At 30.8% G+C, this 14,523-nt stretch carries 12 protein-coding genes and 1 riboswitch; of the genes, 2 read left to right on the forward strand and 10 right to left on the reverse strand.

Going from position 1 to position 14,523, the window contains the following annotated elements; translation table 11 throughout:
- Positions 1-323: 323 nt before the first annotated feature.
- A complete protein-coding gene (locus BD821_RS10710) occupies positions 324-845 on the reverse strand; it encodes a hypothetical protein (protein ID WP_146076383.1) in 522 nt (173 codons plus the stop codon).
- A 347-nt stretch (positions 846-1,192) separates the two neighbouring features.
- Here BD821_RS10710 and BD821_RS10715 point away from each other — a divergent pair, with 347 nt between their 5' ends.
- Positions 1,193-1,546 (forward strand): hypothetical protein, encoded by a 354-nt coding sequence (locus tag BD821_RS10715; protein WP_104410470.1) that lies wholly within the window; start codon positions 1,193-1,195, stop codon positions 1,544-1,546.
- A 130-nt stretch (positions 1,547-1,676) separates the two neighbouring features.
- Here the strand turns inward: BD821_RS10715 and guaA are convergent, their stop codons facing one another.
- The 5 genes from guaA to groES all read right to left on the reverse strand — a co-directional run bounded on the left by guaA (position 1,677) and on the right by groES (position 7,964).
- A complete protein-coding gene (gene guaA / locus BD821_RS10720) occupies positions 1,677-3,209 on the reverse strand; it encodes a glutamine-hydrolyzing GMP synthase (RefSeq protein ID WP_104410471.1) in 1,533 nt (510 codons plus the stop codon).
- 75 nt (positions 3,210-3,284) lie between these two features.
- The gene (guaB, locus tag BD821_RS10725) at positions 3,285-4,739 is read right to left on the reverse strand and encodes an IMP dehydrogenase (RefSeq protein ID WP_104410472.1); all 1,455 of its coding nucleotides are present in this window, start codon (positions 4,737-4,739) and stop codon (positions 3,285-3,287) included.
- Positions 4,740-5,030: 291 nt separating this feature from the next.
- Positions 5,031-5,128, reverse strand: a riboswitch (purine riboswitch).
- Between the two features lie 193 nt (positions 5,129-5,321).
- On the reverse strand, positions 5,322-5,717 hold the full coding sequence (locus BD821_RS13780) for a type II secretion system protein (protein WP_104410473.1): 396 nt from the start codon (positions 5,715-5,717) through the stop codon (positions 5,322-5,324).
- Between the two features lie 290 nt (positions 5,718-6,007).
- Positions 6,008-7,633: a chaperonin GroEL gene (groL, locus tag BD821_RS10735; protein ID WP_029451045.1), complete on the reverse strand. Its 1,626-nt coding sequence runs from the start codon at positions 7,631-7,633 to the stop codon at positions 6,008-6,010.
- Between the two features lie 46 nt (positions 7,634-7,679).
- A complete protein-coding gene (gene groES, locus BD821_RS10740; RefSeq protein WP_029451046.1) occupies positions 7,680-7,964 on the reverse strand; it encodes a co-chaperone GroES in 285 nt (94 codons plus the stop codon).
- A 352-nt stretch (positions 7,965-8,316) separates the two neighbouring features.
- Here groES and BD821_RS10745 point away from each other — a divergent pair, with 352 nt between their 5' ends.
- Entirely contained in the window at positions 8,317-8,958 is a 642-nt protein-coding gene (locus BD821_RS10745; protein ID WP_169994128.1) for a TIGR01906 family membrane protein, read from the forward strand.
- A 25-nt stretch (positions 8,959-8,983) separates the two neighbouring features.
- Here BD821_RS10745 and BD821_RS10750 read toward each other — a convergent pair whose 3' ends face one another.
- The 4 genes from BD821_RS10750 to BD821_RS10765 form a co-directional block, all read right to left on the reverse strand.
- Positions 8,984-10,477 carry a 4Fe-4S dicluster domain-containing protein gene (locus tag BD821_RS10750; protein WP_029451048.1) on the reverse strand — a complete coding sequence of 498 codons (1,494 nt, stop codon included), beginning with the start codon at positions 10,475-10,477 and terminating at the stop codon, positions 8,984-8,986.
- 325 nt (positions 10,478-10,802) lie between these two features.
- Positions 10,803-11,747 (reverse strand): DNA-3-methyladenine glycosylase family protein, encoded by a 945-nt coding sequence (locus tag BD821_RS10755; RefSeq protein WP_104410475.1) that lies wholly within the window; start codon positions 11,745-11,747, stop codon positions 10,803-10,805.
- Between the two features lie 308 nt (positions 11,748-12,055).
- A complete protein-coding gene (gene gltA, locus BD821_RS10760; RefSeq protein ID WP_029451051.1) occupies positions 12,056-13,438 on the reverse strand; it encodes an NADPH-dependent glutamate synthase in 1,383 nt (460 codons plus the stop codon).
- Positions 13,438-14,328, reverse strand: a complete 891-nt coding sequence (locus BD821_RS10765; RefSeq protein ID WP_029451052.1) for a sulfide/dihydroorotate dehydrogenase-like FAD/NAD-binding protein — start codon at positions 14,326-14,328, stop codon at positions 13,438-13,440. The genes gltA and BD821_RS10765 overlap by 1 nt, the downstream gene beginning before the upstream one ends.
- Between the last annotated feature and the right edge of the window lie 195 nt (positions 14,329-14,523).

Raw genomic sequence — 14,523 nt, forward strand, 5'->3', positions numbered from 1 at the left:
CCCTGAGCTTGAAAGAATTTCTACCATGCCAGGAAAATGGCAAAAGTTAATTGAACTCTCACAACAACTTATACTAAAAAATCAGGTTGTATAGACAAATCTATGATTTATCTATTGATATAATCAAATTATTTTCACCTATCAGCATTTTGTTAAAAATAAACAGTCTGAAAAGGTGTATTCTTGTTGCTCTTTTTTAATTTTCCAGAATAAATTTAAAAGTTCTGGTGAAAGAAAAAGTAACACCTCATTATTTTAGAGCACATTTTCACTTTTCAAAGTGTAATTTAAATCTTAAAATTTTTAATCTGTTTTTTCATAGATTAGTTAACACTATCCAATACTCCTTTTATCTCTTCAAGCTTCTCCTCACTAATATTTGATTTAATAAGTAAACCTATTATTTCTTCACGCAATATTAATTTTCTTACCTCTCTTAAATTAATATTGACTCCTTGAACTTCTTTTGTTTCTTCTACATCCTTTTTTAAAGAAGTAGTTTCTTTAACTTCTACTATTTTTTCTTCTACATCTATATCATTTTTTAAAGGATTGTTTTCTTGGACTTCTATATCTACTGTTCTAAAAAATGTCTTTTTTTTCAAAATTTCATCATGCAATAATCTATCCTCTTTTTCAAGATGTTCAATCAAAAGTTGTGTGAAATATTTGATCCCTCGAACCGGAATTGGCAAAGGATTTTCACTCTCCACAGTCATTATAAGCAAATCCTGCTTTTCATCTGTCTTCCAATCGCTTATTATTTTCTTATTCTTTGTAGATGTTCTTTGATAAAGATTATATTCTTTAACTCTATCTTCAATATACTTTTCTATTTCTATCATTCTGATATCCTTGTTTGCCAAGCTCAAAAAAATAATGTACTTATAATTTAACCTTTTTAATTTTAATATCAATTTTAAAACTTCCTTTCTTTTACTTAATATATGACTTTTATAGATGTTCAACTTGCCTTGAGATAGAACTGAGCTTTCCTCGAATTTATAGTAACACCAATTCAAGTGGTTGTAAAGCTTTTTTTACCATTAAATAAATAAAGACTTCTAAAAAAGAACATATTTAATTTAAACACTTAATCTTTATAGTATAATAAAATAATAATTGTTCTAACTAACACAACTTATAATCATAATTATAATATAAATAAAATTAATTAAAAGGAAGTATTGTAATGGATTCCACAATAGCATTTGCTTACCACCCATCAATAGCCTTATTAAAAATTGATAATATGGAGTTTGATTTGATAACTGATACTAAAGAAAATGATAAGATTTTCAAACAACTTTCTAAAGTTAATGATTTTGACTATTATTATATCAATCAGATACTAATAATCCCCGACCCACTACCATCTCCTAGATTAAATTGGTCTAAAAAAGTTATAATAAATAATTTAGAGATAGACTGCAAAGGAAAATTTCCAGCTTTTTTTCATTACAATAATAATGAAAATATTATTTTCGCTAATTCTTTAACATTTCCAGAATATATTTTTTTAAAAAATAATATTGATACTATTTAATGTTATTATAATAAATCCTTTTGGTGGTGGAATTGGTGGGGAACTATATAAAATTAAGCCTATTTTACAAGTTATTAATCATAATAAACACTGTAAAATAGGCTTTCTCATTTCAAATTATATATATGTTTTACTCCCACTCAATAGTTGAAGGTGGCTTTGAGGTTATATCATAGACTATTCTATTAACGTCTTTCACTTCATTAACTATTCTTCTAGAGATTTTATCTAGTACTTCGTAGGGAATTCTACTCCAATCTGAGGTCATACCATCAGAAGAGTTTACTGCTCTTAAAGCTATTGTATGACAATAAGTTCTCTCATCGCCCATAACTCCTACTGACTGTATATTAGGAAGGCATGCAAAGTACTGCCATATGTTCTCTTCAAGTCCAGCATTTGAAATTTCTTCTCTCATTATAGAATCCGCTTCTCTAACTATGCTTAACTTTTCTTCTGTAACTTCTCCTAATACTCTTATAGCAAGTCCTGGACCTGGGAAAGGCTGTCTCCAAACAAGTTTATGTGGTATTCCAAGTTCCTCACCTACAGCTCTAACTTCATCTTTAAACAATTCTCTTAGAGGTTCTATAAGTTTAAAGTTCATATCTTCTGGAAGTCCCCCTACATTGTGATGACTCTTTATTACAGCAGAGGTATCCGTACCGCTTTCTACTACATCTGGGTATATAGTACCTTGAACTAAGAAGTCTATTTCACCTAGTTTATTTGCTTCTTCTTCAAATATTCTAATGAATTCTTCTCCAATTATCTTCCTTTTCTTTTCAGGTTCTGAAACAGATTTAAGTTTTGAAAGAAATCTATCTTTCGCATTTACCCTTATTATATTTAAATCAAATTCTTCTTTAAATACCTTTTCTACCATGTCACCTTCATCTTTTCTAAGTAAACCATGGTCTACAAATATACAGGTTAATTGCTTCCCTACAGCTTTATGAATCAAAAGTGCTGCTACAGAAGAATCTACCCCTCCTGATAATGCACATATAAGTTTTTTATCTCCTACTATGCTTTTTATTTCTTTTATCTTTTCTTCTGCAAATGAAGCCATAGTCCAGCTTTTTTCTAATTTACATATCTTATATAAAAAGTTTTCTATCATTAATCTTCCAGCCGGTGTATGTTCTACTTCTGGATGAAATTGAACTCCATATAATGCCTTTTCTGAATTTTCTATAGCTCCTACAGGACATTTTGGAGTTGTAGCTATTATTTCAAATCCTTTTGGCTCTTTAGTTATAAAATCCGTATGACTCATCCAACATTGTTCTTTTTCACTAACACCTTTAAATAACAAACTGTTATTATCTATATTTATATCAGTTTTCCCATATTCTCTTCCTGTAGATGCCTTAACTTCTCCACCAAGTACGTGAGCCATAAGCTGAGCTCCATAACAAATACCTAGTATAGGCACTCCTATATTAAATATTTCTTCACTAATAGTTGGTGAGTTATCACCATAAACACTATTAGGTCCACCTGTAAAAATCATACCTTTAGGTGACTTTTCTTTTATCTTTTCTATGTTGTAAGTATAAGGAATGATTTCGCAATATATACCACATTCCCTAACCCTTCTAGCTATTAACTGACTATACTGACCACCAAAATCTATTACTAAAACTAAATCTTTATTCATGCAATCCTCCTAAGTTAATATATACTTTTAAGCTCATATAATTTCGATTCTATATACTTTTGATTATATATACCTTTAATGATTTACGCTATAATTTGGAGCTTCTTTTGTAATATTTATATCGTGTGGGTGACTTTCCCTAAATCCTGCTGAGGTTTGAACTACAAAAGTTGAAGTATTATATAAATCAACTAAAGTCTTTGATCCTAAGTATCCCATGCCGGAACGTATTCCACCTATTAGTTGATATATAGTTTCGCATACATATCCTTTGTATGGTACTCTTCCTTCGACGCCTTCTGGTACAAGTTTCTTATTTCCTTCTTGGAAGTATCTATCTCTGCTTCCAGCTGCCATTGCGCCTAAAGATCCCATTCCTCTATAAACCTTGTAAGTTCTTCCTTGATATATCTCAGTTCCACCAGGTGATTCTTCGCATCCTGCAAATAAAGAACCCATCATACATGCCTTTGCCCCTGCTGATAACGCTTTTACTATATCTCCGGAATACTTTATACCACCATCAGCTATTACAGACACGCCATGTTTTTCTGCCTCTTCAACACAATCCATAACTGCTGTAAGTTGTGGAACTCCAACTCCTGCTACTATTCTAGTAGTGCATATAGACCCAGGTCCTATACCTACCTTTATGCAATCTGCTCCTGCTTCTATTAAGTCTTTTGTAGCTTCTGCTGTAGCTACATTTCCTGCTATAATTTCTAAATCATTATATAAACTCTTTATTTTTTTAACCCCTTCTAAAACTCCCTTGGAATGACCATGAGCTGTATCAAGAGTTATAATGTCTACACCAGCTTTAACTAGAGCATCTACTCTTTCTATCATATCATTAGTAACACCTACTGCAGCACCACATAATAATCTACCTTGACTATCTTTAGCTGCATTTGGAAATTTTATTGATTTTTCAATATCCTTAATTGTTATAAGCCCTTTAAGATTAAATTCTTTATCTACTAATGGAAGCTTTTCTATCTTATTTGTTTTAAGTAGATTTTTAGCTTCTTCCATGCTAGTTCCTTCTGGTGCTGTAATTAAATTTTCTTTTGTCATAACATCTTTTATTTTTTTACTAAAGTCATATTCAAATATGATATCTCTATTAGTTATTATACCTACAAGCTTGCCTTCTATAGTAATAGGAACTCCCGATATTCTATATTTAGCCATTAACTTGTCTGCATCCTCTATAGTATGTTCAGGTGACAAATAAAAGGGATCTTTTATTACTCCATTTTCCTGTCTTTTTACTCTATCTACCTCACTTGCCTGTTGCTCAATTGTCATATTTTTGTGTATGATTCCAATTCCGCCTTCACGAGCTATAGCAATTGCCATCTTTGATTCTGTTACAGTATCCATACCTGCGCTTATTAAAGGTATGTTAAGTTTTATCTTTTTAGTAAGATTAGTACTTAGTTCTACATCTCTAGGTAATATTTCAGATTTATTAGGTACTAAAAGCACATCATCAAATGTATACGCTGTTTTTAATATTTTAGCCAAAACAATCATCCTTCCTTTATTTGTATTCTTTTAAGATATTATTGCAAGAATTTTAAATTGAAATAATCAAACTAGTATTCCCATCAAGTGATTCTTAGACACAGGTGGAGTTTGCTTATAAGGAACACCTCTCTCCATCTGTGCCTTAGAAGAACTTATCCAGGGGCGTAGCAACAGTTATCCCTCACCTTGAAGAGTATAGGGGTGTTACGGATGGTAGCCATCGGATAAATAAACAAAAACATACCAATTCTCACTTTACTCTAAGTGAAAATTAATATGTCTTTAAAAGATATATTAATCCCCACTCATAGTCGAATATTTTTGGTATTCGGTAGATACTCCCAACCTTATTTTGGGTATATATGAGTTGAATATATTCCTGCATAATTTTATAAATTTGAATTTAAAATTTCTTTATTTAAATATTTGTTAGTATTATACTTCAAGAAAGATGTTAATGCAATAGGAATTCAGGCTAATTTTGAAAAATATCTAAAAAAGCTACTCAATTTTTATTTTGAATAGCTTAAATATACTTTATTAGGTTTTTCTCTTCTCTATTAACTTTTTATAATTAAATTACTCGCTAGCACCAACATCATCAGTGGGATAAATCACTTCTTTATCAATCATAATTACTATATTCTCATCAGTTTTAGATATAACAAAGTCTCCTTCCTTTGCTTTTGGTTTTGGTATAACTTGAATGTATTTTTTTATTCTGCTATCATTAATTGAAAGTACACCTTTTTCGAAATCGGTATCTTTAATTTCATCATTTGCAATACAAGTATTAACTACATTATATATAGTTCTAGCATTAGCTAAATCTGTTTTTATCTTAGCATCCTTTGTAACATTAGAAAACTTTGGTACGATTAATGTTGCTAAGATACCTATAATTGATATAACTATTAAAAGCTCTATTAATGTAAACCCCTTCTTTTTTTTATTTGTTCTAGAAAATTTTCTCACTTTATTTATCTCCTTTAATTTTTATTAGGTATACTCCTAAAGTTTCATCATTAATGCTTTATATTAAGAAGTGTACAATATCATATACCTAGCTATAATTCTTAACTCAATTCATATAGCTTATTCATAATTTTTAACTATTTTTAAATAAATTAAAATACCTCTTTAATATATACTCCATATATTAAAGAGGTATTTTATTTATACTATATTATTTATACTATATTATTTGATAAAAAAAGATGTTTTGGCAATCCAAAACATCTTTTAATATTAAGTTTTTGTTTATTTTAGTACATTCCGTCCATTCCCATACCTGCTCCTGGCATTGGTTGTGGGTTTGCTTCTGGTATATCACTAATTGCTGCTTCTGTAGTTAAGAATATTGATGCTACTGATGCTGCATTTTGAAGTGCAGATCTTGTAACCTTAGTTGGATCTACTATTCCAGCTTTAATCATGTTTACATATTCACCTTTTAAAGCATCATATCCTATACCAGCTTCACTATTTCTTATTTTTTCAAGTATAACAGAGCCTTCTACTCCAGCATTTATAGCTATTTGTCTCATTGGCTCTTCTAAAGCTCTAGCTACTATGTTAATTCCAACTTGAATATCTGTATCTTCTGTAGTTAATTTATTTACTTCTCCTAAAACATTAACGTAAGATACTCCACCACCTGAAACAATACCTTCTTCTACTGCTGCCTTAGTTGCTGCTAAAGCATCTTCGATTCTAAGCTTTCTTTCTTTTAATTCAGTTTCAGTAGCTGCTCCTACCTTTATAACTGCAACTCCGCCTGAAAGTTTAGCTAATCTTTCTTGGAATTTTTCTTTATCGAATTCTGATGTTGTTTCTTCTAATTGAGCTTTTATTTGGTTTACTCTATCTTTTATACTCTTTGAATCACCTTTACCATTTACAATAGTAGTGTTTTCTTTAGAAATCCTTACACTTTCAGCTCTTCCAAGCATTTCAAGTGTAGCATCTTTTAAATCTTTTCCAAGTTCTTCTGATATAACTTCTCCACCTGTTAATATTGCTATATCTTCAAGCATTTCTTTTCTTCTATCTCCAAAACCCGGTGCCTTAACTCCAACACAAGTAAATGTTCCTCTTAGTTTATTTACAACTAATGTAGCCATTGCCTCTCCTTCAATATCTTCTGATATTATAAGAAGTTTCTTACCTTGTTGAACTATTTGTTCAAGCACTGGTAGTATCTCTTGAATGTTAGTTATCTTTTTGTCTGTTAAAAGTATATATGGATCCTCTAAAACAGCTTCCATCTTTTCTGTGTCTGTTACCATATAAGGGCTTACATAGCCTCTATCGAATTGCATACCTTCAACTACATCAAGTTCAGTTCCCATAGATCTTGATTCTTCTACAGTGATAACACCTTCGTTTCCTACCTTTTCCATAGCATCTGCTATAAGTTTTCCTATTTCCTCATCTGCAGCTGATATTGCAGCAACTCTAGCTATATCTTCTTTTCCTTCTACTGGTCTTGAAGCCTTTTTAATTTCTTCTACTGATTTATCTACAGCAAGCTTAATGCCTTTTCTTACAAGCATTGGGTTTGCTCCTGCTGTAACATTTCTTAATCCTTCTCTTATTATAGCTTGAGCAAGAAGTGTTGCTGTAGTAGTTCCGTCTCCTGCTACATCATTAGTTTTAGTTGCAACTTCTTTAACTAATTGTGCTCCCATGTTTTCATATTGATCTTCAAGTTCTATTTCTCTTGCTATAGTAACTCCGTCATTTGTAATTAAAGGAGCTCCAAATTTTTTATCTAAAACTACGTTTCTTCCCTTAGGTCCTAATGTAACTTTAACAGTGTCAGCTAAAATATCTACACCTCTTTGCATAGATCTTCTTGCATCTTCACCGAATATTATATTTTTAGCCATTTATATTCACCCTCCTGAAATAATATTATGATTCTCCTATGTGTTACTATTCAACAATAGCTAATATATCATCTTGTTTTAAAATAGTGTACTCTTCTGCATCAAGTTTAACTTCTGTACCTGCATACTTAGAGAATAATACCTTATCTCCAACCTTTACTTCCATCTTAATATCTTTTCCCTCTACATATCCACCAGGTCCTACTGCTACTACTGTTGCTTCTTGAGGTCTTTCCTTTGCTGTACCAGTTAAAACTATTCCGCTTTTAGTTTTTTCTTCTGCTTCTAATCTCTTTATTACTACCCTGTCTCCAAGTGGTCTAATATTCATTTAAACCCCTCCTTAATGTATTTATTTTTATTTTATATAAATTAATTGATTACCTTATTGTTAGCACTCTATTTGAATGAGTGCTAATACAATTCTTATAATAAAGAATAATCAACATAAATTCAAATTTACTTAAATATCTAATATCCTTAATATTTGCATTAATATGCGAATTACTCCCTCTTAGTAGCTATTACACAAGATTTCTTCCATTTTGTAATTTAAGTTGTTTTATATTGCTATTTTTATATTATAATAGAATCTATATATTATAATATAATCCGTATATAACTATATATTCTCCTTTTAATTAATATTCAAATAATCAAATTTTATGATAGGAGCGCTTAATATGAACAAACTAAATAAATTAATTTCATTATTATGTGGTATAGCCTTAGCCGTATTTTTATTAACTTCTAGTACAATATTTGCTTTAAATTTTAAAACCTTATATAAAATTGATACAACTAGATTAAATATTCCTTTAGAGGCTAATATAAGTAAGGAAGCTACCATAAAAAATTATACTATACTTATCGATTATCTTAACCCTCTTAATAATGATGATTTGATTTTTGAAGACTTTTTTATGTCCCATGAGGGAAGAGAACACTTCGTCGATGTAAAAAATATATTTAATATCATAACTTATGTTTCTCTTTTCACCTTTATATTATCCCTAATCTTAATAGCTCACCTTTCAAGGCTAAGAAACTTTTCTTTTCTAAAATATTCTTATTTTATGTTAATATTAATTCCTTTAACATTGGCTATACCTTTTATAATAAACTTCGATAAATCTTTTGTAACATTTCATGAAATATTCTTTTCAAATGATTATTGGTTATTTGACCCTATAAAAGATCCTATTATAAATATCTTACCTCAGGAATTCTTTTTTCATGAGTCTATGCTTATATTATCGCTTTTAGTAGTATGTTCAATAATTCTTATATTCTTACATAAAAAGCTAAACAAAAACAAAATTTAAAAATTCGTAGTTTAGAAAGATAAATTTATCTTTCTAAATTTATCTTTTCAAATTCTTTTAATCTATCATTTTCAATTACAGACTTTTTACTAGCTTCGTTACTAAATTTAATAAATAGGCCCTTTGACTTCATTGGTGGTAATAGCGTAGCAGGGCCTCCAGTGCATCCACCCTCACACATCATACCTTCAATAAAGTTACCACCAAGTCTTCCAACCTTCGCCATAGTCATAGCCTTTTTAATTTCAATAGCACCACTTACCCTCACAGGTTTGAAATCTACCTTTATATTGCTATCTTTTATAAAGTTCTCAATAGCTGCTGTAAGTCCTCCACCATTTGCAAATCCTCTTCCAAATATAGACGCCTCATCAATTGCTTGCTCTTCACAATTTTCAGGGTCTACACTAAATGCATCCATAATTGCTGCTATTTCTTCAAATGTTAACACATAATCTACATCACCTTTTAATTCATCTCTTGTAGCCTCACTCTTTTTAGCCACACAAGGCCCTACAAATATTACCTTTGCTAAATTATCTTTTGATTTAATAAATCTAGCTGTAGCTATCATAGGAGATACAGTTGTTGAAACTCTTTCTATTTCATCTGGAAACTTTTTTTCTATAAAATTCATAAATCCTGGGCAACAGGAATTAGTCATATACTTATGGCCTTTTTCCATTCTTTCCACAAACTCTTTGCCTTCATGAACTGTTACAGCATCTGCTCCACAAGCCGCTTCAAATATATCTTTAAACCCCACCTTTTTAAAGGCATCTCTAACTTTCCCCATAGTTACTTTAGGTCCAAACTGTCCTGCAATAGCTGGAGCTACCACTGCATAAATATTAGAATCTTCTTTTGATAATTCCTGAACTACAGGAACTATATAGCTCTTATCTGATATTGCCCCAAAAGGACATGCAGATATACAACTTCCACAATTTATACAATGTTCTTCTTCTATTATAGCTCGTCTATCTTCCTCTCTTACTTCTAAGGCCCCCGTAGGACAAGATACCTTGCAAGGTCGCATAACTTCGGATATAGCATCATAAGGACATGCTTTTTTACACAATCCACATTCCTTACACAATTCTTGATTTATATAAGCTTTACCAGCCACTCTAATCATTGCATTAGCTGGACAGACCTCCATACATTTGTGAGCTATGCACCCTCTACAGGCTTCTGTTACATTATATTTATTTATAGGGCACCTATCACAGGCAGCTTCTATTATATATACTATTTGCTTTTTATCTTTAATATCAATAAATTCGATTTTAGGATGATCACCATCTGGAAGACATCCCATAGCCAATTTAACTCTCTCATTTAATATAGATCTTTCCTTATGAACACAACATCTATAAGTAGGGGTATTTCCACTAATAATTTTATATGGTATACTTTTTAAATTTTCATCATCAAGCTTATCTTCAATAGCTAATACAGCAACATCTTTTAAAACTTCATGCTTTAATCTTTTTAATTGAGTTTCAAAATGGAACATAATATACACCTCTTTAAAATAAATACTTGTACTATCTTAAATATTTTAAAATTAGTACAGTTAGAAACGCTATCAGTAAACAATTTCATTTCTATTATATCAGATTTACATTAAAATAGTATCAACCTTTTTGATGTTTTTACGTTATTATTATCTTTTTAAACCTTGATTAAATCAAATTAAAGGTAGGATATATAAACCTTTTTTATATTTCCTACCTTTAATAAATAAGTATAATCATATTAAAATTATTTGTTCACTAATATAATCAAATTTATGTTCATTGCAAGTTACGTAACATTTTAGCTAAGCAGTAATTTACTTTCTACATTTTAATACTATTTTCTCTTGCATAATAAAATAAATATTGTTGTGCAAATCCTGAAAGTTCATTAAATCTGTCTTTCCCAAATTCTCGTATTTTCTTTAAGGAAACATCTGGTGCTAAATAAAAATGTTGCATAGCTCTTTTAACCCATACATCCACCGGAAAAGCTGAATACTTTTGCATAGAAAATAGCATTATGCAATCTGCAACTTTAGGACCTATTCCCGAAAAGTTTTGAAGGCTTAAATGGCAAGTATCATCATCACAGCTTTTAATATAATGTAAATCATACTTTCTTGCATCTTCTATTTCTGCTTCATCCACTATGCCTTCATTCTTTATCTTTTCACATAAGACTTTAGCCTTATAAATTTTGTCTACAGAATCCTTTATATATTTTGCTCTAAATCCAACACTACAACCACCAATATCCTCTAATGAAACCCCTTGTAAATCTTCTATTCTAGGAAATGCATAATATGTCTTTCCTTTATACTCAATAGGCTTTCCCCACTTACTGCTTATATTGTTTATAGCCCTTTTTATCATAGGTATTCTGTTGTTGGCAGATATTATAAAAGATATAGTAATTTCAAAAGGTTCTTGCCGAAGTATCCTTATTCCATCACCAAAATTCACAGCTCTTTTTAGTAAAGGATCTTTGCTAAGTTCTAGCTTTATGTCCTTATAGTCTCTTTGAAGATCAAAGTACTCTTCCCAAATATTTTTAAATTCCTCTTCTGTAGTATTATATATAAGTACATCTTCATCTCTTTTTTCTAATTCTATAACCCTCTCAAAAGCAACTCCTATATAATTTCCATTTTCTTCTCTATCCCATCTGAAGCATTGACCACAATCAAATATGTGTATAAGATTAAAATTTTTAACTTTTTTTATAATTATCCCCTTATCAAAACTTTCAATATTTTTATAATCCATAGCTTTTCTCCTTTAACTATTTCCTTTATATTTTGAAAATAACAGTTCAAGGTATGACATATCTCTTAATACGCCTTAATTTCTCTAATAAATATTATTATAAGATAACTCTATTCTAAAATCAAATATAGAGTTATTAAATGCCAGTTTTTCAGAATTATAGTCTACTATCTTTAGTGTATAATCAATAATAGACTATCATATTAAAAAAGTTTTGCTTTTAGAGATAATTAATACAAATAAGGAAGACAAAAGAGCCTTTTAATGTACTTTTATACATATTAAAAGGCTCTCATTATATAGCTCTATTATTTGCTTAAAAATTCATCTATGGATGCTGCTGCCTTCTTACCGGCTCCCATAGCAAGTATTACTGTAGCTGCTCCTGTTACAGCATCTCCACCAGCATATACTTTTTCTCTTGTTGTAAGTCCTGTTTCTTCTTCTGTAACAATACATTTTCTCTTATTTATTTCAAGACCTTTTGTAGTTGAAGGAATCAATGGATTTGGTGATGTTCCAAGTGACATTATAACTGTATCTAATTCTATAACAAATTCTGATCCTTCAATTTCAACAGGTTTTCTTCTTCCTGATGCGTCAGCTTCTCCAAGCTCCATTCTTACACATTTCATTCCAGTAACCCATCCCTTATCATCTGTAAGTATTTCTACTGGATTTGTTAATAGGTCAAATACAACCCCTTCTTCTTTAGCATGATGAACTTCTTCTGCTCTTGCTGGAAGTTCGGATTCTGATCTTCTATATACTATATGTGACTCTGCACCTAATCTTAATGCAGTTCTAGCAGCGTCCATAGCAACATTTCCTCCACCTACTACTGCAACTCTGTCTCCAACTCTTATAGGTGTAGAATACCCTTCTTTAAATGCTTTCATTAAGTTGTTTCTAGTTAAGAATTCATTAGCAGAACATACTCCATTAGCATTTTCTCCTGGTATTCCCATAAACTTTGGAAGACCTGCTCCAGATCCTATAAAGACAGCATCAAAGTCTTCTTCTTCGAATAACTGGTCTATAGTTACGGTTCTTCCAACTATTACGTTAGTTTCTATCTTAACACCTAACTTCTTAACATTTTCTATTTCATGTTTAACTACTGTATCTTTTGGAAGTCTAAATTCTGGTATTCCATATACCAAAACCCCACCTGGCTGATGTAGTGCTTCAAAAATAGTTACATCATAACCTTTTTTAGCAAGTTCTCCAGCGCAAGTAAGTCCTGCAGGACCACTTCCTACTACAGCTACCTTTTTACCATTTTTAGAATCAACCTTTGAAAGGTCAATGTTATTTTCTCTTGACCAGTCTGCTACGAATCTTTCAAGTTTACCAATAGCAACAGCTTCTCCTTTTATTCCTAATATACATTTGCCTTCACATTGTACTTCTTGAGGACATACTCTACCACAGACTGCTGGAAGAGCACTAGATCTAGCTATAACTCTTGCTGCTTCTTCAAATTCACCGTTTTTTACACACTGAATAAATTCTGGTATTTCAATTGTTACTGGGCATTGAGTTACGCATTGAGGTTTTTTGCAATTCAAGCATCTGGAAGCTTCTTCCATAGCTTCTTCTTTTGTATATCCTAAACAAACTTCTTCAAAATTAGTAGCTCTTATTTTTGGATCTTGTTCTGATATTGGAGTTCTTTTCATTCTATCCATTATTTATCACCTCCGCAGCCACAACCACCGCCATGATGTGTGTCGCCCTCTTCTTTCTTTAATACTTTTCTTCCTTCTTCTGTTTTATACATAGTTTGTCTTCTCATTGCTTCATCAAAGTTAACTAAGTGTCCATCAAATTCAGGTCCATCTACACAAGCAAATTTAACTTCATTTCCAACAGTTACTCTACAAGCACCACACATGCCTGTACCATCAACCATTATAGGATTTAAACTAACAACTGTTGGTATATCTAATTCTTTAGTAAGCATTACAACGAACTTCATCATTATCATAGGTCCTATTGCAACTACTAAGTCATAATGTTTTCCTTGATTATTTACTAAGTCTTTAAGACATTCAGTAACTAGTCCTTTAAATCCATAAGATCCATCATCTGTGGCTACATATAAATTTCCTGCTACAGATTTAAGCTCATCTTCTAGTATTAAAAGATCTTTAGTTTTTGTTCCAACGATTACATCTGCATCTATGCCTCTTTTCTTTAACCATTTAACTTGTGGATAAACAGGTGCTGTTCCAACTCCACCAGCAATAAACATTATCTTTTTCTTTTTTAGTTCTTCTATATCTTCATGAACCATTTCAGACGGTCTTCCAAGTGGTCCTACAAAATCGGTAAAATATTGTCCTTCTTCATAGTTTGCCATTATCTTTGTTGATTCACCAAGTGTTTGAAATACGATAGAAACCGTTCCCATTTCCCTGTCATAATCACATATTGTAAGCGGTATTCTTTCACCTTTTTCATCCATCTTAACTATAACAAATTGTCCTGGCTGACATGATTTAGCAACTCTAGGTGCCTCTATGTCCATTAAATAAATATTAGATGCTAAGGCTCTTTTCTTAACTATTTTGTACATATTCATTCCCCCATGTTAAATTTTCTACATCATGCTTAATTTCCATATACATTATAACATATAAAAATAAAATTTCAGTATTAATAAATAATAAACTATAAATATATTTTTAATGTTCAAAATAATGAGGTTTTCTTATATTTTTAAATTAAAGAAAACCTCCACTTTTATATTAATTAAACAAGTAACTCCATA

It is taken from the genome of Clostridium algidicarnis DSM 15099, assembly GCF_002934235.1.
Lineage (GTDB): Bacteria > Bacillota > Clostridia > Clostridiales > Clostridiaceae > Clostridium_L > Clostridium_L algidicarnis.

Coding starts and splice junctions, on each gene's coding strand:
- BD821_RS10765 (WP_029451052.1), bottom strand. CDS start 14,328: ATGTACAAAATAGTTAAGAAAAGAGCCTTAGCATCTAATATTTATTTA.
- BD821_RS10750 (WP_029451048.1), bottom strand. CDS start 10,477: ATGTTCCATTTTGAAACTCAATTAAAAAGATTAAAGCATGAAGTTTTA.
- BD821_RS10755 (WP_104410475.1), bottom strand. CDS start 11,747: ATGGATTATAAAAATATTGAAAGTTTTGATAAGGGGATAATTATAAAA.
- BD821_RS10710 (WP_146076383.1), bottom strand. CDS start 845: ATGATAGAAATAGAAAAGTATATTGAAGATAGAGTTAAAGAATATAAT.
- BD821_RS10715 (WP_104410470.1), top strand. CDS start 1,193: ATGGATTCCACAATAGCATTTGCTTACCACCCATCAATAGCCTTATTA.
- groL (WP_029451045.1), bottom strand. CDS start 7,633: ATGGCTAAAAATATAATATTCGGTGAAGATGCAAGAAGATCTATGCAA.
- guaA (WP_104410471.1), bottom strand. CDS start 3,209: ATGAATAAAGATTTAGTTTTAGTAATAGATTTTGGTGGTCAGTATAGT.
- BD821_RS10745 (WP_169994128.1), top strand. CDS start 8,317: ATGAACAAACTAAATAAATTAATTTCATTATTATGTGGTATAGCCTTA.
- gltA (WP_029451051.1), bottom strand. CDS start 13,438: ATGGATAGAATGAAAAGAACTCCAATATCAGAACAAGATCCAAAAATA.
- groES (WP_029451046.1), bottom strand. CDS start 7,964: ATGAATATTAGACCACTTGGAGACAGGGTAGTAATAAAGAGATTAGAA.